General features: G+C 51.7%; 15 protein-coding genes, 1 tRNA gene and 1 pseudogene. 12 read left to right on the forward strand and 5 right to left on the reverse strand.

Annotated elements, in window-relative coordinates; all coding sequences use genetic code 11:
* Positions 1 to 1,587: ATP-dependent RecD-like DNA helicase (locus MoGM_RS10980; RefSeq protein ID WP_104370096.1), on the reverse strand; the 1,587-nt coding region annotated here is incomplete at its 3' end.
* A 343-nt stretch (positions 1,588 to 1,930) separates the two neighbouring features.
* Between MoGM_RS10980 and MoGM_RS10985 the strand changes: the two genes are divergently transcribed.
* The 4 genes from MoGM_RS10985 (at position 1,931) to MoGM_RS11000 (ending at position 5,853) form a co-directional block, all read left to right on the forward strand.
* Positions 1,931 to 3,583, forward strand: a complete 1,653-nt coding sequence (locus tag MoGM_RS10985; RefSeq protein WP_146078725.1) for a hypothetical protein — start codon at positions 1,931 to 1,933, stop codon at positions 3,581 to 3,583.
* A gap of 45 nt (positions 3,584 to 3,628) precedes the next feature.
* Positions 3,629 to 3,814, forward strand: a complete 186-nt coding sequence (locus MoGM_RS10990) for a hypothetical protein (RefSeq protein WP_104370098.1) — start codon at positions 3,629 to 3,631, stop codon at positions 3,812 to 3,814.
* A gap of 262 nt (positions 3,815 to 4,076) precedes the next feature.
* Positions 4,077 to 4,919, forward strand: coding sequence for a 5-dehydro-4-deoxy-D-glucuronate isomerase (gene kduI / locus MoGM_RS10995; RefSeq protein WP_104370099.1), 843 nt, complete (start codon positions 4,077 to 4,079; stop codon positions 4,917 to 4,919).
* A 136-nt stretch (positions 4,920 to 5,055) separates the two neighbouring features.
* On the forward strand, positions 5,056 to 5,853 hold the full coding sequence (locus MoGM_RS11000) for a gluconate 5-dehydrogenase (protein ID WP_104370100.1): 798 nt from the start codon (positions 5,056 to 5,058) through the stop codon (positions 5,851 to 5,853).
* Positions 5,854 to 5,926: 73 nt separating this feature from the next.
* On the opposite strand, the gene MoGM_RS11005 is transcribed toward MoGM_RS11000, so the two are convergent.
* Positions 5,927 to 8,317, reverse strand: coding sequence for a beta-L-arabinofuranosidase domain-containing protein (locus MoGM_RS11005; RefSeq protein WP_104370101.1), 2,391 nt, complete (start codon positions 8,315 to 8,317; stop codon positions 5,927 to 5,929).
* Positions 8,318 to 8,560: 243 nt separating this feature from the next.
* Between MoGM_RS11005 and MoGM_RS11010 the strand changes: the two genes are divergently transcribed.
* Positions 8,561 to 12,160: a family 43 glycosylhydrolase gene (locus tag MoGM_RS11010; RefSeq protein ID WP_371410529.1), complete on the forward strand. Its 3,600-nt coding sequence runs from the start codon at positions 8,561 to 8,563 to the stop codon at positions 12,158 to 12,160.
* Positions 12,161 to 12,289: 129 nt separating this feature from the next.
* Here MoGM_RS11010 and MoGM_RS11015 read toward each other — a convergent pair whose 3' ends face one another.
* Positions 12,290 to 12,562 (reverse strand): HU family DNA-binding protein, encoded by a 273-nt coding sequence (locus MoGM_RS11015; protein WP_104370102.1) that lies wholly within the window; start codon positions 12,560 to 12,562, stop codon positions 12,290 to 12,292.
* 225 nt (positions 12,563 to 12,787) lie between these two features.
* On the opposite strand from MoGM_RS11015, the gene MoGM_RS11020 reads away from it, so the two are divergent.
* The 4 genes from MoGM_RS11020 to MoGM_RS11035 all read left to right on the forward strand — a co-directional run bounded on the left by MoGM_RS11020 (position 12,788) and on the right by MoGM_RS11035 (position 18,843).
* Positions 12,788 to 13,714: a rhomboid family intramembrane serine protease gene (locus tag MoGM_RS11020; RefSeq protein ID WP_104370103.1), complete on the forward strand. Its 927-nt coding sequence runs from the start codon at positions 12,788 to 12,790 to the stop codon at positions 13,712 to 13,714.
* A complete protein-coding gene (locus tag MoGM_RS11025; RefSeq protein ID WP_104370104.1) occupies positions 13,707 to 14,795 on the forward strand; it encodes an endonuclease/exonuclease/phosphatase family protein in 1,089 nt (362 codons plus the stop codon). Before MoGM_RS11020 ends, MoGM_RS11025 begins: the two co-directional genes overlap by 8 nt.
* Before the next feature lie 112 nt (positions 14,796 to 14,907).
* Positions 14,908 to 17,898 carry a protein translocase subunit SecDF gene (gene secDF / locus MoGM_RS11030; RefSeq protein ID WP_104370105.1) on the forward strand — a complete coding sequence of 997 codons (2,991 nt, stop codon included), beginning with the start codon at positions 14,908 to 14,910 and terminating at the stop codon, positions 17,896 to 17,898.
* 363 nt (positions 17,899 to 18,261) lie between these two features.
* Entirely contained in the window at positions 18,262 to 18,843 is a 582-nt protein-coding gene (locus MoGM_RS11035) for a hypothetical protein (protein WP_104370106.1), read from the forward strand.
* Positions 18,844 to 19,023: 180 nt separating this feature from the next.
* Here the strand turns inward: MoGM_RS11035 and MoGM_RS11040 are convergent.
* Positions 19,024 to 19,095: transfer RNA gene (locus MoGM_RS11040), tRNA-Arg, on the reverse strand.
* Positions 19,096 to 19,926: 831 nt separating this feature from the next.
* Here MoGM_RS11040 and MoGM_RS11045 point away from each other — a divergent pair.
* The 3 genes from MoGM_RS11045 (at position 19,927) to MoGM_RS11055 (ending at position 24,904) form a co-directional block, all read left to right on the forward strand.
* A complete protein-coding gene (locus MoGM_RS11045; protein ID WP_104370110.1) occupies positions 19,927 to 21,873 on the forward strand; it encodes a glycoside hydrolase family 97 protein in 1,947 nt (648 codons plus the stop codon).
* Positions 21,874 to 22,129: 256 nt separating this feature from the next.
* Positions 22,130 to 22,348 carry a hypothetical protein gene (locus tag MoGM_RS11050; RefSeq protein ID WP_104370107.1) on the forward strand — a complete coding sequence of 73 codons (219 nt, stop codon included), beginning with the start codon at positions 22,130 to 22,132 and terminating at the stop codon, positions 22,346 to 22,348.
* A gap of 75 nt (positions 22,349 to 22,423) precedes the next feature.
* Positions 22,424 to 24,904, forward strand: coding sequence for a TonB-dependent receptor domain-containing protein (locus tag MoGM_RS11055; RefSeq protein ID WP_104370108.1), 2,481 nt, complete (start codon positions 22,424 to 22,426; stop codon positions 24,902 to 24,904).
* A 194-nt stretch (positions 24,905 to 25,098) separates the two neighbouring features.
* Here MoGM_RS11055 and MoGM_RS11060 read toward each other — a convergent pair.
* A pseudogene (locus MoGM_RS11060) lies at positions 25,099 to 25,711 on the reverse strand (glutamine synthetase type III); the annotation flags it as partial.

A 25,711-nucleotide genomic window follows, 5' to 3' on the forward strand; every position in this document is an offset into this window, starting at 1 on the left:
CGCCTTGTGCACACGCTCTTGCAGCAGCGGGTGGGCGGTGTCGGGATTGATGTCGAGCAGGCATCGGTATTGCTCTCCGAATTTCGACGCCACGCCGGCCAGTTCGGTCAGCGTGTTCTGCATGGCCGTGTATTCGGTGAGCAGGGTGTGGTGCTTGTTGTAGAAGTGCTCGGTGAGCGTGCGGGTGACCATCTCGGCGGCCTGCCGCAGCATGGTGAACGAGAACAGCTCGTCGAGTATCTGCACCACATAGGCCCGTTCAAGGCGGCTCAGGGTGTCGGCGGTAGGGCGGTTGGCTTCGGCCTTGCGTATGAATTCGTTCACCGTGCCGTCGCTTATCACCGCCTCGCGGCCCAGCGGGGCACCCAGCACCATGCCTTCGAGCGACTTGCATCGGCTCAGCGCCACGTAGGTCTGTCCGTGGGCAAACGAGTGCGACGCGTCGATGATGGCGTGCTCGAAGGTCAGTCCCTGGCTTTTGTGTATCGTGATGGCCCATGCCAGCCGTAGCGGATACTGGCGGAAAACACCCTCCACCGTCTCGGTGATTTCTTTCGTCTTGGCGTCGAGAGCGTATTTTGAGTTGGTCCACTCGGCGGGCTCAAGGTCTATCGTCTCCCCGGTGTCCTTGCTCACCACCTTTATCATGTCGCGTCCGGCGAAGGCCACTTCGCCTATCATTCCGTTGTAGTAGCGCTTGTTCACGTCGTTCTTGATGAACATGACCTGCGCCCCCGCTTTGAGCGTCAGCGTCTCGTCGGCCGGAAACGAGCTTTCCGGAAACGTGCCTTCCACGGAGGCACGGTAGTCGCATGCCGTTCCGTCGAGCAGTGCCAGTTGGCGGTCGTTTATCTGCTGTGCCTGGTAGTTATGCGTGGTGAGCCTTATGTAGTTGCTGCCTTGTGGCGGAGTGAAGCCCGGTATGTAGCGCCGGTTCAGTTCGGCCAGTGTTCTGTCGTCGGCCCGGTTTTCCCTTATGCTGTTGAGCAGGGCGAGGAAAGAGCTGTCTTGCTGGCGGTACACTTTCTGCAGCTCTATCGTGTGGTAGCCTGCGTTGTTGAGCGCTTTGCTCGAAAAGAAGAACGGGGTGTCGTAGTAGCTCTTCATCATCTCCCACTCGTCGTCTTTCACCACGGGCGCAAGCTGTTGCAGGTCGCCGATGAGCAGCAGCTGTACGCCGCCGAACGGCAGGTTGTGCGCCCGGTAGCGGCGCATCACGCTGTCGACGGCGTCGAGCAGGTCGGCGCGCACCATGCTTATTTCGTCTATCACAAGCAGGTCAAGCGTCTTGATGATGTTTCGCTTGGCCTTGCCGAACTTGTATCGTTTCTGCTCGCGGCCTCCGAACGACGCGCCCGGCACGAACGGCGACAGGGGCAACTGGAAGAATGAGTGTATCGTCACTCCGCCGGCGTTTATGGCCGCTATGCCCGTGGGGGCGAGCACCACCATGCGCTTGGGCGACCGCTCGCGCAGGTTTCGCAAGAATGTGGTCTTTCCCGTTCCGGCCTTCCCCGTGAGGAAAATGTTGCACCCGGTCTTCTCCACGAAGTCCCATGCCAGTTTCAGTTCGCTGTTCTCTTCCATGCCTTTTGTATTCTTGATTGTATGTGGTTATGTGCCGTCCTTGTCGGTGGCATGTGTGCAAAGGTATAATAAAAAAGGGTGTCGGGCAAGTTTGCGGGTGCCGCATATTGTTTCACTGAGGTCTTAAAATGTTTTATATATGTATCTATTAACGTATTTTTGCATTCTGGAGGGGTAAAAATGTGTCTTTTTAGATATTTTTGCGAAAGCGAAACGGCAGTTTGAGAACTAAACAGACGTTGGCCTGCCGCACCGTGGTAGTCAGTAGTTGTTTTTTTACATTTCGGGCGGCACATATTATAGTATAGTAATTAACATTTATCTTTATCAAAAAAATTAAACGATGAAAAACTTAAAAAGAACGTGCATGGTGCTTATGGCACTCATGACGGTGTGTGTGACAAAAACGATGGCACAGGGAGAAGATGTCATTGTTGACCTTGACCAGAGTTTCTTTAAAAACTGGACGACGGATGATGAGACGGCTGTGCCAACAAGTACAGTGGTTGGTTGTGCTTTTGAGTTAGGTAAAGAAATAGGCAGCGGTACGACGGTATATGGAGATGGTAGTGTCGGTTATCTGAACTATGCAGACATTTCTGAATATGACGAACTGCAAATTGAGGCTACAGAGGGTTTGCAGCTTCGTGTAATGTATAACCGTAAAGGTAATGAAGGACCTTTAAAAGAAAACAACTATACGGTAGGAGAGTCGGGAAAAGTTATTATAAATCTTGAAGGGTGTAAGGTTGATGGTAATAATGATGAGGTGACATTCGTACATCTTAATTCTATAAAGACTAATTGGGGCAGTCCGAATGGTACTGTCACTTCAATAAAATTGATTAAGAAGGCCGCATCAACAGTGGATCCTGACGCGATGTTCCTTACTAATCTTGACGCTACTCTTTATCAAAGTTGGACAACTCCGGGAGCAGATGCCGTCGTTACGGGGCTTGGAGCCGGTGGTGTAGTAAACCTGAATACTCCATTGGTGCAAGGAAATGTAGTTTGGGGTGACGGAAGCGGTAATGTCCCTGATAATAATTTTGCTGATATAACTGATTATGATGAGATTCGTGTGGAAGGTACCCCCGGCGGAAGTTTCCGTTTCATGTATAACCGTGTAGAAACCGGATCTATTTGTGAGATACCGAATGCGGTGATTGGTGAGAATGGAAAACTTGTCATAAAAATCAAAGATATTCCGCATATAGCGGATAATAATAATGATAAAAAGGTGGATTTCATTCATTTGCAGGGAATAAAAATGAATTGGGGTACTCCTGAAACAACTATCACCAAACTCCAACTTTACAGAAGAGCGATAACAGTAGACGGTAAAAAGATATTCAAGTTGGATACGGACGTGGATAATGTGGATGTTGTTCTTAACCGTGTCATCAAGGCCGATGTATGGAATACGTTTGTTGTTCCGTTCGATATTACCGATGCTGAGGCCAAGGCTGCGTTTGGTGATGACGTTAAAGTGGCTGAGTTCTCGGAGAACAGTGCCGATGCGGATAAAGTGGCTGTAGCCTTTAACATTGCAGGGAATGCCGGTATAAAGGCTCACACTCCCGTGCTGTTGAAGACATCTGCTGCCGGAACCACATATAAGTTTGCCGATAAGAGTGTAAAGGCCGTGGCAGACGCTGTGGTGCCGGGCGCTAATTTCAGTTTCACAGGCTCATATCTGGCAACGACGAAGATTGCCGAGGGCGACTATTTCATCAGCGACGACAAGGTGTACCGCTCCGCTGGAGAGACTACCATAGCCGGCACGCGCGCTTACATCAAGGCCAACGACGCTTCGGCCAACGCCAGGATCGTGCGTCTCGTGATAGGCGGCAACGAGGTGACGGCAATAGACGGCGTATTCGTGGAGAAGCAGGCCGACGACGCTCTTTACAACCTTGCCGGACAGCGTGTTGACAGCGCAAAGGCAACAAAGGGCCTCTACATAAAGAACGGAAAGAAAGTGATAATAAAATAATATGCCGAAAGGTAATCAAACAAACATTATTAAGCGATTGAAGACATGAAAAAGAATTATATAGCTCCGGCAACAGAGATAATGAATGTAGAAATGGAGTCGATGATAGCGGCATCTATCGAAAATATATGGGGCGACTCGGGTCTTGGTTTCGGCAATGACGAGCCGGCTCCCCCGGTGGCAGACTCAAAAGACCATGGTTTCGACCTTTGGGGACAGGATGAAGACTGACGCATAGACTGTGTATAAAGGCAATGGATGCCGGCACAACGCGATATCGGATCGTGGCGTGCCGGCATTTGTTTTTGTCATGAACACGGTGTTAAATAAATATTATTGATGAAAGTTCACCGGCATATTGCCCGTGTTCGGTTTTAAATTATTATCTTTGCAGAAGATAGGCTTCGCCTCAGCGACAGAAAACAAGCTTTCGCCGCGTTCGGCTTGCGCTATCTTTGCAGAAGACTACAATTAAAAACTTATATATTAATTTATGAAAACAAATTATGAGATTCGCTATGCCGCACATCCGGAAGACGCGAAAAGCTATGACACGGCACGCATCCGCCGTGATTTTCTGATAGAAAGAGTGTTTGCCGCAGACGAGGTCAACATGGTATACTCGATGTATGACCGCATGGTGGTGGGCGGCGCAATGCCCGTGGCAGAGACATTGAAGCTCAAAGCCATCGACCCGCTCAAAGCCGAGTACTTCACCACACGCCGTGAGATCGGTATCTTCAACGTGGGAGGCGAGGGCACGGTGACCGTTGGCGACGAGGTTTTCACACTCGGATACAAGGAGGCTCTGTATATCGGCCGCGGCGACCGCGACGTGCTCTTTGCCAGCAAAGACGGCTCGAAACCGGCCAAGTTCTACTTCAACAGCGTGACGGCGCACACCGCATATCCCTGCAAGAAGGTGACAAAGGCAGATGCCGTGGTGGCGCACATGGGCGAGCTGGCAACAAGCAACGAGCGCGATATAAACAAGATGCTCGTCAGTCAGGTGCTGCCCACATGCCAGTTGCAGATGGGTATGACCGAACTGGCTCCCGGCAGTGTGTGGAACACGATGCCGGCACACGTGCACAGCCGCCGCATGGAGGCGTACTTCTATTTCGAGGTACCCGAAGATCAGGCTGTCTGCCACTTCATGGGTGAGGTTGACGAGACCCGCCACGTATGGATGAAAGGCGATCAGGCCGTACTGTCGCCCGAGTGGAGCATCCACAGCGCCGCGGCGACACACAACTATACTTTCATCTGGGGTATGGGAGGAGAAAACCTCGACTACGGCGACCAGGACTTCTCGCTTATCACCGACCTTAAATAAAAACGGGAGACGGGAAACGGCAGGTGTTGTGCCTTTGCGTATGATAGCGCTTGGACGCTGCATGTCATTTCCCGTCTGCCATATAGCGTTTGACATCTACTATTTAACATCTACCATCTAACATTTAATATTTAACATGAACATTTTTTCATTGGAAGGTAAAAATGCCTGGATCACCGGCGCTTCTTACGGTATCGGATTCAACATCGCCAAGGCGTTTGTGGCCGCAGGCATCAAGAACATCATCTTCAACGACATTAATGAGGCCGCTCTCGAAAAGGGATTGGCAAACTACAAAGAGGCCGGCATAGAGAATGTGCACGGTTATGTGTGCGACGTGACAAAGGAAGACGATGTCAAGGCTCTTGTGGAGAAAATCCACGCAGAGGTGGGTAACATCGACATCCTCGTCAACAATGCGGGAATCATCAAGCGCATACCGATGCACGAGATGAAGCGTGCCGAGTTCCAGCAGGTCATCGACATAGACCTCGTAGGGCCGTTTATCGTGGCTTCGGCCGTGCTTCCCGAGATGATGGAGCGTCGCGAGGGCAAGATCATCAATATCTGCTCTATGATGAGCGAGCTGGGTCGCGAGACAGTATCCGCATACGCGGCAGCGAAGGGCGGACTGAAGATGCTCACACGCAACATCTGCTCGGAGTATGGAGAGTACAACATCCAGTGCAACGGCATCGGCCCGGGCTATATCGCCACTCCGCAGACAGCTCCGCTACGCGAGCGCCAGGCAGACGGCAGCCGCCATCCGTTCGACAGTTTCATCTGCGCCAAGACCCCGGCAGGACGCTGGCTCGAGCCCGAGGAACTGGGCGGACCGGCAGTGTTCCTCGCATCGAAGGCTTCCGATGCCGTCAACGGCCACGTGCTCTATGTGGACGGCGGTATCCTCGCCTACATCGGCAAGCAGCCTTGATTGCTTAATTCATAATTTATAATGCCTGATTAAATACTTAAAGAGACCGCCATTTGGCGGTCTCTTTAAGTATTTACAGTTTTTTCAGTAGTCTTACGTGGAATATTCCTCCGGCAATATTGCCCGGTTTGCTGCGGAATGTCACCGTGACAGACTGCCTGCCCTTGGTCATGCTTTCGGGTATCGGATACTCGGCCACCATTATCTTGTTCTTGTTCCACTTGCCGGCGAGGTTTTCCTCGGCAAGCGGTTTGCCGTCTATCAGGATGTCAAAACTGCGGTTTCCTTTCTCATTTCCCCAATACTGAACCCACAGTGTGAGGTCGTTCTGACCCTCGGTGATGAGGTTGTACTCGAAAAATCCGCCGTCACGGGCATCGCGCCATGCACGGCCGTCGTGGAAACCGGTGTTTGATTTGTCGTGTTTCATCTTGTGGTCGACCTCAGGCTGCTGTTCGGCCGTGGCTACGGCGTCTACCGTTCGCTTGTCGAGCAGCAGGCGGCGCTCTTCTTCCTCTTTCACCGTTTTGCGGTAGTCGGCATATTCCTTGTCGGTCATAGACAGCCAGTACATCATGTACCGGCAATCGTGCATGCGGTAGAAGGGTTCGAGTTCCAGGTCGGCAAACTTGCCTGTGAACAATCCCGGCACTGTGAAGCACAGGCTCTTGCCCGGCACGGGCTGCATGGCTTCGACCTTTTTACGTATGTCGTCGCGGCTTCCGATTATCAGCGGGGTGTCGAATACCGATTTCAGCGGTCCGTGGGCGATGTGTCCCCACCGGCTGTTGTCGGCCACGAGGCCGTCGAGTCTTTCAGTGCCCATATTGGCGCTCATGAGTATCGGGCCGCGCATGATGGCGATATAGTTAGGTACGTTGGGCAATTCCTCGACCGTAATCTTCATTGGCATGGTAATGTCGATGACATCGCCGTCTTTCCATTTCCTGTCTATCGTGATGTATGACGACGGTTGTGAACCGGCCGCATAATCCTTGCCTTTTATCATTGCCGTCATCTTTCCGCTCTCGCTCCACCACGGGTGGCGTATGAGCAGTTTCGCCTTTACGGCCTTTTTGGTGTGTACGACAAGGCGTGTGGTTTCCTTTTCTGGGAAGTCCGTCTCCTGTGTGAGCGTTATTCCTTTTTCTTTCCAGTGCACTTCCGATGGCACGAAGAGATTGACAAACAGCGAGTCGCCTGCGTGGCTGTATATGAACTCGCCGTACTTGCCGTGGTTTTCCATTCCAGTGCCTACGCAACACCACATGGCGCTGTTCGGCGCGGAGTACACTCGATAGTGTGCCGGGCGTGCCGACGTGAAATACACGTAACCGCCGTGGCCGGGATGCTGCGTCGAAAGAATGTGGTTGAACATCGCGCGCTCATAGAAATCGGCGTAGCTTGCCGACGGATTCATGCGGAAGAGCCCTTCGGTGAGCTTCAACATGTTGTTGGTGTTGCACGACTCGGGACCCTCACGGTCGTCAACATAGCTTTTGCAGTCGTCTGCCGTGGCGAAATGCTCGCGGCGGCTGTTGCCCCCGAGTGCCAGCGAACGGTTGTAGACAACGGTGTTCCAGAAAAAGTCGGCTGCATCGGTATAGAGCTTTTCGTCATCCTTGCGGCCGGCGACCGCGCTCATCTCGGCTATACGCTGATAGCCGACAACTTTCGGCACCTGCGTATTTGCGTGCTTGTTGTCGAGATTGTCTTTCTTTTCGGCCATGCTGTCGAGCAGCCAGTGGTGTGAGAACTTCTTTGCCGCGTCAAGGTATTTGGTGTCGCCTGTCATCTGGTAAGCGTCGGCATATACCTCGTCCATGCCTCCGAACTCGTTTCCCAGCATCTGCTCCATCTGCTCGCCGCTCAGCGGGGATATGATCGTAATCCCCCAGTCGCAGAGGTCGAGGAACATCTTTTTGGCCTCCTCGTTGCCTCCGTATGCCCAAGCGTCACGCAGTCCGGCATACGTTTTGTGGAGGTTATACCATGGAACCCAGTATTTCCACACTATGCCGACATTGCCTTTCTTTATCTCGTCCCACGCTTTCATGCCGTTGGGCACGCCGCCCACGTATCCGTTGCCGTGCTTCTGCTGGCAGCGTTTCAGCTCGCTTATCATGTAGTCCATTCGCCTTTTGCACTCTTCGTTGCCCGTGGCGGCGTAGTGTATGGCCAAAGCCGACAGGTAATGTCCGCCTACATGGCCGTCCAAGTCTTTCCAGTTCTCGAAGCTTTCGCCTTTCGGCTCGAGGCCGGCTTCTTTCAAGAACGGTGCCAGGAGCCTGTCGGTGTCGTATTTCAACAGTGTCCGCACGTTCAGATCCTGGGCGTGACGAAATGTGCCGCCCGTAAGTTTCACCTGTCCTAACGGGAAAGTGTTGCGGTAAAGCCTGTCTTGTGCCGTCGCTTCTGGCAAGGCCAACGCCATACAGAATAAAGCGGTTGCTATTCTTCTCATATAAATATCATATTGGTTAGTATCTGCAAAGGTACTGTTTTTATTGCCAATGTCCGTCAATTGCCGTTTCTTAATTTTGTTATAATGTTCCGTATGATATTTGTTTATGTTGCATAAGTTTTATTATATGTTGTGACATGGGTTATTGGTGATATTCGTCATCATTTTTCTCGATTTATATTTGTAATATTGCAGACATTATACCGGCATGGTGGAAAAAGGAAATTAACTGCTAATAAAATAATGTATATTATGAAACGAACATTTTACCGTCTTATGGCGGTTCTGTGCCTGTTGGTCTTTTCCCAAGGCATTGAGGCATGGGAGAACATGGCAATGCCGCGGCTGCATGTGGAAGGCCGCTATCTCAAAGACACACACGGAAATATCGTGAACCTGCACGGGTTTGCGCAGACGTACAGCCCGTGGTTCAACGAGAGGGGGAAATACTGGACCAATTATGATGTTGAAGGATGCCTGAGGTACAACAAGGGACTCATCGACGATATTCTCAAAGCCGGCTGGAAGATGAACTTCATCCGTCTGCACATGGATCCGTATTGGTCTAATGTGCCGGGATTGCCGACTACGGGCGAGAGCGATATTTCGGCATACAGCAGTGTGAGGTTTGAGAAATATCTTGACCTGGTGTTCATCCCCATGGCTGAGTATGCGGTATCCAAAGGACTGTATGTAATCATGCGCCCGCCGGGGGTATGCCCCGAGAAGATAAAGGTGAACGACTTGTATCACAAATATCTTGAAAGGGTATGGAAAACAGTAGCTGCGCACCCGAAGTTGAAGAACCATCCCAATATTATGTTCGAGCTTGCCAATGAGCCGATACTGATACTCGGCTCGGACGGTACTTACGGCGCGTCGTCCCAGGCACATTTTGATAAGCTCAAGGAGTATTTCCAGAAGGTGGTGGATGGCATCCGCGGGCAGGGATGCGATAATATATTGTGGATACCGGGTCTCGGTTATCAGTCGCTTTACAAGGGCTACGCCGTAAATCCGATTGAGGGAGACAACATCGGCTATGCCGTGCATATCTATCCGGGATGGTTTGGCAGCGGCAACGGCTATGCTGATTTCCAGAAAGGATGGGACGAGGATGTGAAGCCTGTGGCCGATTTTGCGCCTATATGCGTTACGGAGATGGACTGGGCCGATGAGAAATATGACGCCTCCTGGGGTAAAGAGCATACCGGAACGGCCGGAGGCAGCGGGTTCGGAGCGAATTTCAAGAAGATAATCGATGCTTCGGAAAATGTGAGCTGGCTGCTGTTTACCGGTCCGGAATGGCTTGCCAAGTTTAAGGATGAGGCTCCGGCTCCGGGTGAGGAGTATACTTTCCTTACCGACCCGGAGGCTTGCCCGTGGCCGGTGTATCACTGGTACCTGGATTATGCGGAGGAAAACTATCCGCGGCCGGACTTCACCTTCCTGTCACATAGCGACAATGGCGACGGCACTTATACCAATCCGGTCATCTTCGGAGATTTTCCCGACCCTGATGTGATCCGTGTCGACGACTGGTATTACATGGTTTCCACAACGATGCATATATTCCCGGGCGCAACCATACTGAAATCGCGCGACCTTGTCAACTGGGAGTATTGCTGCAATCCGCTCGAACGTATAGAGCTGTCTGACGCATATAACCTTGAAAACGGACAAAACCGCTATGGGCGCGGCCAGTGGGCCACGGCACTGCAGTATCGTGACGGAAAGTTCTATATGTTGTTCTCTACTCTTGATGAAGGCGGTTATTTGCTCACGACAACGGATATAGACGGTGAGTGGGAGATGAGAAAATTGAAGGAAGGCTTCTATGACCCGGGCATTCTGTTTGACGATAATGGCAAGACATACGTTGTGTATGGAATTAACAAGTTGCGCATTGCCGAGGTGGACGACGATTTCAATAAGGTGCCGGGCGGCGACAAAGAGGTGGCGTCATACTCTTTCCGTGAGGGATTGGAAGGCAGCAAACTGTATAAGAAAGACGGTTATTACTATATTTATGCCACTTATGGCGGTTGGCCGGCATTCCAGACGGTGTTCAGGTCAAAGGACATATACGGCCCTTACGAGGAGAAGAAACTCATAGACGACAGCAACATCCATCAGGGAGCGTTGGTGCAGACACAGGCAGGAGAGTGGTGGACGATGCTTTTCGCCGACCGCGGCGCCTACGGCCGCCTGCCGAACCTGCAACCTGTTTCCTGGAAAGACGGTTGGCCCGAGATAGGAGAGAACGGAAAGGGGGTGGCGACATACCGAAAACCTGACGTTGGCAGGGAATATCCTATATGCCAGCTGCCTACCAACGATAATTTCAGACACTACAAGTTGGGCATGCAGTGGGGATGGAACCACAATCCCGACAGGTCCAGGTGGTCGCTTACAGAGCGTGCCGGGTATCTCAGGCTGTATACGGCCGGCACGTGCGGGGGATTGCATGAGGCGAAAAATACCCTCACCCAGCGAATAATGGGATATGCGGACGACCTTGCCCATTCATACGGCACGGTGAAGATGGACATCTCTTCAATGAAAGACGGTGATGTGGCCGGCTTGTCCGTATTCCAGGACCCTTATGCTTTTGTCGGGGTTAAGGTAGCAGGAGGCGAAAAGCATATCGTATACGGCTCTTCTTCCCTGACATCCGGAGAAGGAAAGAAAGAGCTTGTGGGGCCGGTTGTGGATAAAGACATCGTGTATTTCCGTGCCGTCGCAAACTACAATACATCCAAGGCAACGTTCTGGTACAGTACGGATAACGTAAACTACAAACGGTTTGGAGATGAATTTGAGATGAAATACAACCTGACGGTGTTCACGGGCAACAAGTTCGCTATATTCAATTATGCCACAATAGACTCCGGCGGATATGTTGACGTGGATTGGTTCTCCACCGAGCCGGCTTATGATGAGGACGTGTATTATGACAGTTCCTTTGCCGGGTACAGTGAGGAGTCGCTCACGCTGAAAGAGCTGGCCGTCGATGGTGGTGATAAGGTTACGTTGCTTACAGGCACATCCTCGTCCGTGACGATAAAGGCTGTATACGTTGACGGCCATACGGAAGATGTAACAATGGCCGCCGAGTACTGTAGCGCCAATCCGGAGGTGATACATATCGTTAATGGCCGTATGCAGGCATTAAGAGACGGTGAGAGCACGGTCACCGTAAGCTATACGGGGCCGCTCGGTCACAGATGCTCTTATACAACGCAGGTCATAGCCACCACATTCCCATTGTCGGAAAGTCTGTTTAATCCGAATATCTGGGAGGCAGGCTCTTTCAATGAGAATACATGCACATTGATAACCGGCAGATACGGTTTTGGCGGATGGACATACGGCAATGGGGTGGATCTCTCGGGCTACAAATATCTTGTCGCGAAATTCGGAAATACAGAAACAGGCAGTTTCTCGTTGCGGCTTTTCGACGAGAACAGCTATTGGACAAAGCCGGCCACTTATGATATCAAAGGCAGCCGGCAGGTTGTTGTGAAGTTGCATGAGGCCTATAAGACAAATGACGACGGTACGAAAGTCAAGTTCGACCCTTCCCATGTGTATATAGTCGGTTTCTGGTCGGTTGGCGGCAGCCCGCTCGTCATAGACAAAGTGTACCTCACTGATTCGGATGATTATTCGGAGCCGTCGGGCATTGAAGATATAATGACAGGCACGGACGCTCTCGTTGACGTGTATACATTGCAGGGAATATGTCTGCGCCGTAGGGTTGATGCCGGTGCCGCTACTGCCGGACTTCCTGCCGGAATATATATAGTAGGCGGCAAGACCGTAGCCGTGGGCAAACAGTAAGAACCCGTCCGTCCGGTGGTGATAGCCGGACGGACGTTCTCATACGGATTAAAATATTTGTATCCAACATAAAATGCCGGGGAGTTTCAGACGGAAACTCCCCGGCATTTTATGTTTGTGTTATTTTGATTAGTTCAGAGCGTCAGCCAGCTCGGCTCCGGCCTTGAACTTAGCCACTTTCTTGGCTGCAATCTGTATCTTCTCCTTTGTGGCGGGATTGATACCCTCGCGTGCGGGACGCTCGTTTACACTGAATGTACCAAAGCCTACGAGGGCAATTTTGTCACCTGCGACGAGAGCCTCTTTGATTGCGGCAACGGTAGCGTCAAGAGCTTTCTTGGCGTCGGTCTTGGCAAGACCTGAACCTGCTGCGATCTTCTCGATTAATTCTGTTTTGTTCATAACCTTGTTTTAAATTGAATATTGATGTTTAAAATATAATTGCACACTTTTGCATGGCAAATATAGGGTAAACAATTCAGAATACAAACAAAATAATTAAAAAAGTGACATTTTTATGGAAAAATAATAGTCGGATAGGGGCTTGGATGCTGTTTGACGGATATTTTTCGTAATTTTGCGGTTGCTTAAAAGGATTTATGTCTAAATAAAGAAATATATTAAGGTATGCGCAATATTCCCCCGATAACGAAAAATTTGTTGATAATCAACATACTGGTGTTTTTTGCCACGCAGGTATTGGCGTTGCGCGGCATGGATCTGGCGTCTTTGTTCGGGCTCCATTTTTTTATGGCGAGTGACTTCCGTGTCTATCAGTTGGTGACCTATATGTTCCTTCATGCCGGTTTCATGCACTTGCTTTTCAATATGTTCGCGCTTTGGATGTTCGGCTGTGTGATAGAGAATGTATGGGGGCCGCGTCGTTTCCTGCTTTATTATATGGTTTGCGGCATCGGTGCCGGAGTGATGCAGGAGCTGGCGCAGTTCGTCTCTTTCTATTTTATGGTGAGCGCCCAAGAGCCTGTCGTTGGCTTTTTTGACCTTTTCCGTGTGGGAGGGATGCTTTCCGGGCAGCTTAACCTTTGGACCACGATCGGGGCCTCGGGTGCCGTTTATGCCATATTGCTGGCTTTCGGAATGCTTTTCCCAAACGAGAGAATGTTCATCTTTCCTCTTCCTGTGCCGGTGAAAGCCAAGTGGCTGGTGATGTTTTATGTACTTATCGAGTTGTGGTCGGCGCTTGGCTCGCGTGGCGACGGTGTGGCTCACATGGCCCATCTCGGCGGAATGCTTTTCGGATTTTTGCTTATCAGGTATTGGCGCGGTCGTCAGTATACATTCCATGGCAGCGACGGGGGCAATGGTTTTTTCGACAGGCTGAAGCACAATTTCGAAAAGCGTAAGAGCCGTGACTCCGTAACCATGCACGTAGAGAAAGGCGGAGCCAAGGAGACCGACTGGGAATACAACGCCCGCAAGAAAGCCGAGCAGGAAGAAGTAGACCGCATTCTGGATAAGATCCGCAAGAGCGGATACGACAGTCTGACAAAGGAGGAGAAGAAAAAGCTCTTCGACAACAGCAATAATGATTAAGCAGCTTAAGACCTTTACATTGCGGATGGTGGCCGGGGCAAATATCGCTACGGTCGCCGTCATGCTTGTGTTGGGTAATGCAGACCGCTTCGACCCTGTCAGCCACTCCGTGCTTTCATGTTTGGGGTTGGCGTTTCCCGTTTTTTTACTGATAAACCTTGCTTTCCTTTTCTTTTGGCTTATATTCAAGTTCAGGTACGCGCTCATTCCCGTTGCGGGGTATGTGTTGGCTTATGGGCCTGTCAGCGTATATATGCCGCTTAACATCCCGTCGGAAGTTCCTGACGGAGATGTGGTCAAGGTGCTTTCGTACAACGTGCAGTCATATGATGGCAGTCCGCGTTACGACAACTCGTTCGACATGATATACGAATATATCAAGCGGAGCGATGCCGATATCGTGTGCCTGCAAGAGGACATAGACACATGGCGCGGCACCTTTGCAAAGTATAGGCAGGTATATGAATACATGGACACCACGCATGTGGGATATACCGCTCTCAACGGAGTGGGCATATACACTCGTTATCCGATAATAAGAAAAGAGCGCATCGAATATGATTCCCGCGGTAACGGCAGTGTGGCCTATTATCTCCAAAGGGGGAGCGACACGCTGATAGTGATAAACAATCATTTCGAGAGCAACCATCTGTCGCTTGCCGAGCGTGGCATGTACAAGACAATGCTGAAAGGAGAGATGGGGCGTGACACCGTTCGGGAAGAGTCGAAGAAACTGCTGAACAAGCTCAGTGACGCAGTGTGCCTTCGGGCGCCCCAGGCCGATGCCGTGCATGCCTACATTGTAGACCATGTGCAGTATCCCATCATTGTCTGTGGGGATTTCAATGACAATCCGATTTCGTATACCAGGCGTACTGTCGCCGATGGACTTACCGACTGTTTTGTGGCCACCGGCCGCGGGCTGGGCATATCTTATAATCTGAAAGGCTTCTTCGTAAGGATAGACAATATAATGTGCTCCAACGACTTAACACCGTATAATTGCACGGTTGACAGCAAATTTGACGCTTCCGACCACTATCCTATATATTGTTGGATAAAAATGCCGCCCAAACGCTAAAAAAAGCGTGAAAATAAGCAATAAATTTTTCACAATGTAAAAAAATAGCTATATTTGCAAGCTAAATTGCCTATAATAGGGAAATAATAATTAAAATAACATAATTAAGAAAATGCAGAACAAAGGAATTGTAAAGTTTATCGCACTTCTCCTCATGCTCGTGTGCATATTCTATCTGTCATTCTCTTTCGTGACACGCCACTATGAAAACAAGGCGGCCGCGATGGGCGAAGAGGCAGGACAGGAATATCTCGACTCACTGAAAAACGAGAAAGTGTATTTCGGAACTTACTCGTTGAAGCAATGTCGTGAGATGGAAATCGGTCTCGGACTTGACTTGAAGGGCGGTATGAACGTGATTCTTGAGGTTTCGGTACCCGACGTTGTCGCAGTGCTCGCAGATCACAAGACTGATGCCGCGTTTGTAAAATCAATGCAACAAGCGAAGAAGGAGGAAGAGACGAGTCAGGACGACTTCATCTCTCTGTTCATCAAGTACTACAGGCAGAATGCTCCCGGCCACCGTCTGGCAGAGATCTTCGCTACACAACAGATGAAAGGCAAGGTTAGCACCCAGAGCACAGACGCCGAAGTGGAGCGTGCCTTGCGTGCCGAAGTGGAATCTGCCGTAGACAATTCGTTTAACGTTGTGCGTAACCGTATCGATAAGTTCGGCGTTGTTCAGCCCAATATCCAGAAAATGGAAGGCAGTTCCGGCCGTATAATGGTCGAGATGCCGGGTATCCGTGAGCCGGAGCGTGTGCGTAAGCTCCTCCAAGGTAGCGCTAACCTCGAGTTCTGGGAGACATATAACAGCCAGGAGATCGTACCTCTGCTCGCCCAGCTCAACCAGAAGTACGCCGCTGCCGGCAATGTCGCCGATACGGCGTCGGCTGTTACGGCCGCTGTTGAGGCCGACACGGTGAAAGCCGATACCGCCAAGGCGGATATGGCAGCCGCTCTCGGTGCAAAGACCAAGAAAGATGAAAAGACAGCGGGAGCCGGCCAGGCAGAGCTGTTGAAGAAACAGAATCCGTTGTTCTCCGTGCTTCAGCCTTCGCAGGGCCAGAGCCTTAGCGTGGTAGGTTATGCGGTTGCCCGCGACACTGCCGAGGTGAACAAGATAATCTATTCAGACATTGCCGCGCAGGTATTGCCCGCCGACCTCAAACTTCTTTGGAGCGCGAAGCCCGCCGAGTTTGACAAGCGTGCGGAGATTTACGAGCTTAATGCAATCAAGGTCACCGAGCCTTCCGGCCGTGCTCCGCTTGAGGGAGATGTTATCGTTACCGCCAAAGACGGTTTCGACCAGATGGGCCATCCTTGCGTCTCAATGCAGATGAACACCGACGGCGCACGCCGCTGGGCACAGATTACGAAGCAGAACATCGGCCGTGCGGTGGCCATTGTCCTCGACAACACTGTATACAGTGCGCCGCGCGTCAACGGCGAGATTGCCGGAGGCGACTCGCAAATCACCGGTAACTTCACCATCGAAGATACGAAAGACCTTGCCAACACTCTTAATTCAGGTAAGATGCCCGCTCCTACACGTATCGTGCAGGAAGAAGTCGTAGGCCCGTCGCTCGGAGCGCAGTCCATCCAGCAGGGTGTAATCTCGTTTGCTGTCGCTTTCGTTCTGCTGATGATTTACATGCTTGTGCTGTATAACGTCATTCCGGGTATGATGGCAAACATTGCCTTGCTCTTCAACCTCTTCTTCACTTTGGGTATTCTCACGTCGTTCCAGGCCGCGCTTACCATGCCCGGTATTGCCGGTATCGTGCTTGCGCTCGGTATGGCTGTAGATGCCAACGTGCTTATCTATGAGCGTACGAAAGAAGAGCTGCGTGCCGGTCTCAATGTCCGTGAGGCTATGAAGAAAGGATATGCCAACGCATTCTCGGCAATCTTCGACTCAAACCTTACCTCTGTCATCACGGGTATCATCCTGTATGTGTTCGGAACCGGTCCTATCCGCGGATTTGCCACCACATTGATAATAGGTATCTGCTGTTCGTTCTTCACCGCCGTATACATGACACGCCTTGTCTACGAGCATCAGATGAGCCGTGACAAGTGGCTTGACCTCACATTCTCAACCGCTTTCTCGCGCAACATGCTTCAGAACACGAAGATTAACTTCATGGGCATGTCCAAGAAGTCGTTTACCATCTGGGGCGTGGCGGCAGTGTTGTTCGCCGTATGTCTCGGAGTTCGCGGACTGAGCAAGAGCATCGATTTCACCGGAGGACGCAACTATGTCGTGAAACTTGAGAAAAGCGTGGAGCCTGAGCAGATACGTCCCGTATTGCAGGGTGCATTCGGTGAGGCCAACGTGAGCGTGATAGCTCTCGGCACAGACGGCAAGACTATCCGTATATCCACCAACTACAAGATAGAGTCTAACGATCCGAATATCGATGATGAGGCTGAGACAATCCTCTTCAACTCTCTTTCAAAGTCGGGTTTTGTTACCCAGAAGAGTGTCGACGCGTTCAAGAATCCCGACGTGCGTGCCGGCGGTTCGATTATCAGCAGCACGAAGGTCGGCCCGTCTGTGGCCAAGGATATCACTTATGGAGCTGTTGTCAGCGTTATATTCGCCTTGATAGCCATCTTCCTGTATATCCTGGTTCGTTTCCATAACGTGGCCTATTCGGTAGGTTCCACGATAGCATTGGCACTTGATGCCCTTGTGGTTATCGGCCTGTATTCGGCTCTTTGGGGACTTCTGCCCATGTCGCTCGAGATAGACCAGACGTTCATCGGCGCCATCCTGACCGTTATCGGATATTCAATCAACGATAAAGTGGTGGTGTTCGACCGTATACGAGAGAACTTCCAGCTTTATCCGAAGCGTGACCGCATGTCACTGTTCAACGATTCGCTGAACCAGACATTGGCCCGTACCATCAATACGTCGGCTACCACTTTGGTCGTGTTGCTCTGCATCTTCCTCCTTGGTGGCGACAGCATCCGCAGCTTCTCGTTCGCGATGTTGCTCGGTGTCATCTTCGGTACTCTGTCCTCGATTTTCATCGCGGCTCCTCTTGCCTATATCATCATGGGCAAGCGTGCCCGCAACGAAGAGCAGGCATAGGCCGTGGCTGTTTGCGACTATGATTGTCGGAAATAACTAATACGATTTTATATATATAACATGCCGGCCGCCGCATCTGTGACAGATGTGGCGGCTTTTTCTTTGCACATAATCCGGCACCGGCTCATGCCGTCAATACGCCGGCCGCCGCTTTGGTCGTGTCGCTCCGAATCTTCCTTCTTGGTGGCGACAGCATCCGCGGCTTCTCGTTCGCGGTGTCGCTCGGTCTGTCATGGAGAATTTCTGGGTGCGATGAATCTTTCTTGCGGCAGGCCTGCTTGTCATGTTGGCTTTTTGCATGACAGGTTGCCGGTGTTGCTGTTGATATTTCAATAGTTTATAATACTGAAATGAAGTAAGGTTATGAGTATGGAACATAAGGCGTTTGTCTTTGACACAGAGACATTCCACAGCGCTATCGAGCCTGTCATGCGGGACAGCGTCGCAAACCCCGAGGTGGCACGGCAGTATATCTGTGAGCATTATGACGGGTTGCAATCCCCATATACGGGAGAGCCCTTGGATGAAGGTTGGGAAGACGAGTTTGACGAACCTGACCTTCAGGTGTATTTTGACATTATGCTCACGTCCTGTTATGATGTGGAGGATGATATGGGCTTGGGCTGTTTTTGGGACGCTGTGAATGATGTCATCGGGCAGCTTGACCTATTTGAAGACCCACGGATAGCCGTATTGGGAAGAAGTGTAATGATGGATGGTGTGCAGGTGGATCCCGGTATGATGGGCTTGGGATTGGTGGAAAGTCATGAGGTTCCGGATATCCGGAAGGTATTGTCGGATAACCGTGACAGGGCGGAAGTCGTAGAACCGGATGGGTTGCTCCATGATGTGGAGCGTGATGAGTGGCTGGAAGCCTATGACGAATTGTGCGGTGTCTATGAAGAGGCCCTTCGCCGGGGGAAAGGACTTTTGTTCACCTTTTAAGGTGATAGCCTGTTTTTTTGCGGATTCGGTGTCATGCCATGAGGCGGCGTGGCATCGGGGTCGCGTATAACGGAATCGCCGGTATACGCACAGTGTATGGCGGAGCCGCTTACACCTGCCGGTAGTTGTCTTTGCGAAATCTTGGATTTTAAGATTAAGGGGGATATCTTGTGGGCTGTGTACCCCGACCGAGAATCGAACTCGGATCTACTCTTTAGGAGAGAGTTGTTCTATCCATTGAACTATCAGGGCGACATGATGCCTTTCAGGATGCAAAGGTACGGTAAAAAAATGAGTAACCGAAAGAAAAGGATTATTTTTTTCCATATCCGTTCGGGTTGGCATGCTGTCGGATAGTTCTTGTATCATGCCGATTGGTGGCTTTGCGTGGCTGGCGTGTGCCGGGTTGTGCCCGATGTTAAAAGGCCTGATGCACGTGCCGCTGCGGCCGGCAGCTGTTTTGCCGATTGGAATATACATGCCCGCACAGGGCGGTGGATGAAAACCGGAAGTAAAAATAAAGTCAAGTATTTAACACTTTGTTTTTTCGTGAGATAGAAAATAAAAGCGATACGCATCGCGATACACAATGCGATAGGCCGCTTTCCGGAATGTGTCGGAAGGCGGCTTTTTTTTGCAACGGGACACCCGTTGGAGCCCGTTTGATTGCCGGTTGCGTTGCGTTTAGCGTCCCGTTGGCTTCCATTTAGACGCTAAACGTAACGCAACGGGACGCTAAATGGGAAAAACTGTCGGGTAGGTGAGGCGGGGTTTGCGAGGAAAATATGCGCGGAGGTTGTACCGATTTGATATACAGTGTGTTACGCAAAGTTGTCCAAAACCCGCATATTTCCTGTCTACGGATTTCTATTTTGAAACAGACGAATTATGGGAGCCGTTTTGTAAAGATAATTACAAGGCATGGTGGCTCACCCGTCGCTGCAATGAACCGTACACTCCGGATCTTACCGCTGAACTCTTCGCACCCGGATATAATTATCCTTGCGGTCTTTGTGGCTTTTGCCGGAAAAGCGTTATCTTTGCGAAAATAATCATAGTGACATAATCATGAATATAAAATCAATGAGACATTTTCTTACAGCGGTATTGGTGTTTGCCTCGTGCGTCGCGTCGCGGGCACTTGAGGTGGCATCGCCCGACGGGCGGCTTGTTGTGACGGTAGAGGACGACGGCGGCCGGGCGCTGTATTCCGTGACGTATGACGGTCGTGTGATGGTGGAGCGCTCGTCGCTCGGGTTGCGCGCCGATATCGGCGATTTCAGCGCCGCCCTCACGCAGACGGGACACGCCTCTGGAAAGATAGACACGACGTATGTCATGAGAAATGCCAAGGCGTCCTCGATACGCTATAAGGCCAATACGCTCGATATCTACTACGAGAACGCCGGAAAGCAGCGCATGACGATAAACTTTCGGGTGGCCGATAACGATGTGGCTTTCAGATATTCGTTTCCCATGCAGGGCGAGACGGCATGTATGGTAGTGGAGAGCGAGACCACGGCCTTCCGCCTGCCCGAAGGCACCACCACATTTATCAGTCCTCAGTCTGACCCGATGGTGGGCTGGAAGCGCACCAAGCCGAGCTACGAGGAGGTGTTCTCGGCCGATGCGAGGATGGACACCCGCTCGCAGTATGGCCGGGGCTATACGTTCCCATGCCTTTTTCATGTGGGCGATAGCGGATGGGTGCTCGTCAGCGAGACCGGCACCACGGGCGGATATGTGGGCTGCCATCTCAGCGACTATGACCCGCAGACGGGATATGCCATAGCTTTCCCTATGGCTGGCGAGGCAAACGGTATCGGGACGACATCGGCCGGCATGGCGCTGCCCGGTTCCACGCCGTGGCGCACGCTCACCGTAGCCGACAACCTGCGGCCGATAGCCGAGACAACCGTGGCCTACGATGTGGTGGAGCCGCTATACGAGCCGTCGGAGGAATACCGGCCGGGGCGCTACACGTGGAGCTGGCTGATATGGCAGGACAACTCCATAAACTATAAGGACCAGGTGGCGTTCGTCGACCTGGCCGCCGAGATGGGCTACGAGTATTGCCTGGTGGACAACTTCTGGGACGCTACCATCGGCCGCGAGCGCATGGCAGAGTTGAGCAGGTATGCCCTAGGCAAGGGAGTGGGTCTGCTGTTGTGGTACAACTCGAACGGGTTTGAGAACGACGCGCCGCAGACTCCCAAGAACAGGATGAACACCGTGGCCGCCCGCCGCCGTGAGATGGCATGGCTGAAGAGTATCGGTGTGAAGGGAATAAAGGTCGACTTCTTCGGCGGCGACAAGCAGCATACCATGCAGTTGTATGAAGACATACTGTATGACGCAAACGACTTCGGCCTGCAAGTGGTGTTCCACGGATGCACGCTGCCAAGAGGGTGGGAGCGCATGTATCCCAACTTCGTGGCGAGCGAGGCCGTGCTGGCATCGGAGAATGTGTATTTCTCCGACTGGCATGCGGGCCGCGAGGCTTTCGACCTCACGCTGCATCCCTTCTGCCGCAATGCCGTGGCGGCGATGGACTGGGGCGGCACTATAATGAACAGATACATGTCGCGCGACAACAGGCGGCGTCATCCGCGCCGCACGACGGATGTCTTTGAGATGGCGGCGGCAATAGTGACGCAGACGAGCGTGCAGTGCATAGCCCTGCAACCTAACAATCTCGACGAACTGCCCGCAGCCGGGCTTGACTTCCTGCGCTCGGTGCCCACTGCGTGGGACGAGACGAGGCTCATAGACGGGTACCCGGGCCGTTATGTAGTCATGGCGCGCCGCTCGGGCGACCGCTGGTATGTGGCCGGACTGAACGCCACAGCCCGTCCGCTCACCCTCACGCTCGATCTTCCCATGATGGTCGGCAAGGCCGTAAGCGTTTATTCTGACAAACCGGCAAGGACGGAAATCGAGGCCGAAATGACGCTTAAGGAGGCGAAAGTGAGCGGTAAGGGCAAACTGAAAATCACCATGCAGCCCAACGGAGGAGCGGTGGTGATGTAAGAGCGCGTGGATTTTCAAGATTATTTTCCGGGGTTCAATACGGGAAAGCCAAGTTCGTAGTGTCGCTTAAGCCGGAAATTTCAACTGCTTGATGTTGTTTTTGTGCTTGCTTGTTGGATCCGCACAGTCACAATGACCGTTAATAATGTTAATAAAAGTTATTTCGGGGGGTGAAATGTAATTATGTCTAAATTCGTTACCTTTGCATACATAAATTAATGACATAAAAATAGGCTTGCCTTAATATAAAACAGATATGCACATAGGAAACAGAATAAAGGAGGTGCTCTTTGAGCAAGGACACAACGCATGCTGGCTGGCAGAGAGAATACCTTGCGAACGCTCTAACGTTTACCATATCTTCAAGCGTAATGATTTGGGAGTGTCGTTGCTCTTCTCGATATCCAGAATACTGAACCATGATTTTTTCTCTGAACTGTCGGCTCAGTTTAACGGAAATACCCCGCAGGAATGACAAAACAGTCATTCCTGCGGGATTTTTATGGTATGTTTTAAACCTTTTGCCGCTCTCATCGTCCAATAAAGCGTTATGAATCGAATAGTATTGGTATTGATGATGATGATGAGTGCGGTTGCGGCAGTGGCCCAAGGCACCGTCAAGGGAAAGGTAGTAGACAGGCAGACCAATGAAGTGCTGCCCTTTGTGAATATCCGTGTGTCGCGGCAGGCCACCGGAAAGATGGTCAAGGGAGCCATAACCGATGAGCGCGGACACTTCAATGTCACCGGACTGGCAAAGGGAGACTATGTGCTCACGGTGTCTTTCGTGGGCTACAAGAACGCCACACGCAACTTTTCCATTACAGACAAGGCAAAGGCCGTGTCTTATCCCATGATATATATAGGTGAGGATTCGCGGACGTTGAAAGAGGTGAAGGTCACCGGTCAGCGGTCGCAGATGAAGCTTGAGGTAGACCGCAAGACCTTCTCGGTAGACCAGGTGCTCGCGGCGGCAGGAGGCTCGGCAAGCGATCTGCTCGAAAGCATACCGTCGGTCGAAGTAACCACCGACGGCGAAATATCGTTGCGGGGCAATTCCAGCGTAGAGGTCTGGATAAACGGAAAGGCCAGCGGGCTTACAACCGACAACCGTGCGGAGATCCTTCAGCAGATACCCGCGGAGAGCATAGAGAAGATAGAGGTGATAGACAACCCGAGCGCGAAATACAGTCCGGAGGGTTCGGCCGGCATAATAAACATCGTGCTCAAACGAGACCGCAAGGCGGGATACTACGGATCGGCGCGCGCGGGAATGAACACCATGGGCGGCTGGCAGGCAGGAGCCAACATAAACTATTCGAGCGGAGTGCTCGATGCCTTTGCGAACCTCGGCTACCGCTCGCGCAAAAACAAGGGCGGCTCCCTCAGTGAGCAGACATATACGGAAAAAAACACGTATCAGAACTATGAGGCTGAAGACGACCACAACGGAAAGAACCTTTTCGCCCGTGCCGGACTGACGTGGCACTTCACCAAGAAAGACGACATCTCGCTATCCGGAATGACCATGATCGGCAAGCGTGATAACCTGTCTCTCACTCCATATCACTATGGAACGGTGGGTAGCCCGATGGATTCTCACGTGATGTTCCGCCGCAGCGAGGGCAGCGGAGACATGAACATGTATAATGCGGAACTTGGATATACACACACGTTCACCGACAAGCACAAGATAGATTTCAGCCTGTCGTATAACAAATGGAAGAACGATGACAGCAATTACTACCGCGACAGCACCACATACTTCGACCCGGTGGCGCCCACGGCGTATGCGTACCAGTACAGGCCGATGCTCATCAACAACAATTCGTGGGAGGCAAAGCTCGACTATGAGAACCAGATCACGGAGAACATAAAGGTCGAGGCGGGATACAGCGGGCGCTTCTCGCACGAGAACACGCCGCAGGAACTGTGGGAAGACAATGCCAACTGGGACGGACACGACATGGCGCAGAAGCGTGATTACTTCAACCGCTTCATCTACGACATGGATACCCACGCGCTGTATGCCACCATGACGACGAAGCTCGGCAAGCTCGGCATCATGGCCGGACTGCGCGGAGAGTACTGGAAAGTGAACACGGAGAGCTATGATTACGACCAGGAACACGACGCTTCGCTGCGCGACGAGCCTTTCAAGAAAGACTACTTCCAGCTCTTCCCGAGCCTTTTCCTCAACTATCCTCTCACCGAGACATCGCAGTTGCAGCTTAATTACACACGTCGTCTGCGCCGTCCTTGGGGCGGACAGCTCAATAATTTCAGGAACACGCGCGACGCGTCTATGGTGTCTTTCGGTAATCCCGAACTGACACCCGAGTATACCAACTCGTTTTCGCTCAACTACTTGAAGACATGGACAGACCATACACTGTCTCTGGGAGCGTACTATCGTCCCACTACGGATGTGATACAGAGCGTCCGCTGGAACGTGGACGGTGTCATGTACTCGACACACGAAAACGTGACGGGCAGCCGGAGCGCCGGTATGGAGCTGATATTGAAAGACAAACTGTTCCGCATTCTCGACCTGACTACCACCCTGAACGCTTATTACTACAAGCTCGACGGTTTCAGCTACGAGATTGACGGGGCGACGGTAACCGGCGAACCGGACGAGAATTTCTCGTGGGACGCACGTGTTCTGGCCGGTTTGATACTTCCCTACGACATATCCTTGCAGGCAACGGGCAACTACCGGTCGCGCAGTGTCATCACGCAGGGACACCGCAAGCCCACCGCCAGCCTCGATTTGGGAGTCCGCAAGTCGTTGTTCAACAAGATGTTCACACTGTCTGTGAACTGGCGCGACGTGTTCGGAACCCGTAAGTGGGAGACGTTTACCGCCGGCGATGACTTCACCCGTCATCAGAAGAACTGGCGCGACCCGAGGGTCAACTTCGTGCTGACGTGGAATTTCGGAAACATGAGCAGTTCGAAGAAGAGGCAGCGGCAGGAAGAGTCGGGCACCGACGACGACATTCAGGGTGGCTACGGCGGCTATGAGTAACGAAAAAGCGTGACCGTGCTTCACAACACGGCCACGCGGCAAACTTCAAACAACTTCGAAAAGAAATTTGTATAGCTTTATAATCGAGGGAATCGGATAGCTCTTACGGCTTCCGGTTCCTTTCTTTTATGTCTGGTGAACGGCTGTCCACGATATTTCCAGTAACGTGGCAGATAGCCGATACCTTTCTATAATTATCTGATGAACAGCAGTTCTCGGTATTTCGGGAGTGTCCACAGGTTGTCTTCCACTATCAGTTCGAGTTTGTCAATCTCCTTGCGTATGTCTTCCAGCCGTGACGCCACGGTGTCGTGGTAGGCAATCGCCTTGTCGTGCTCGTTGCTGATGCGGTTTGCCACCTTGCGTGCAGCCACCAGTCCGGCCACTCCTTGCTCTATCTTTGCCGTGCGCTCGGCAATCTCTTCAATGAGTCTCATGTTGCGTGCGCTCAGTCTTTCGGCCTTGTCAGTGTCGAAAACGCTACGCATCCCCTGCACGTTCTTTATCAACCGGCTCTGGTAGTGGGTAGCTACCGGTATGATATGGTTCAGCGACAGGTCGCCCATCACACGCGCTTCTATCTGTATTCTCTTCGTGTAGGTATCCCATTTCACCTCGTTCCGTGCTTCGAGTTCCTTCCTTGTCATCACGTTCAGGCTCTCAAACATATCCACGCTTGCATCGTCGAGATAACGCTCGAAGATCACAGGACAGCTCTTCTCGCAGTCGAGGCCCCGTCTTCCGGCTTCTTCCACCCACTCGTCGCTGTATCCGTTGCCGTCAAACCGTATCGGTTTGCATGCCTTT

The sequence above is a fragment of the Prevotella sp. MGM1 genome (assembly GCF_002933775.1).
GTDB lineage: Bacteria > Bacteroidota > Bacteroidia > Bacteroidales > Bacteroidaceae > Prevotella.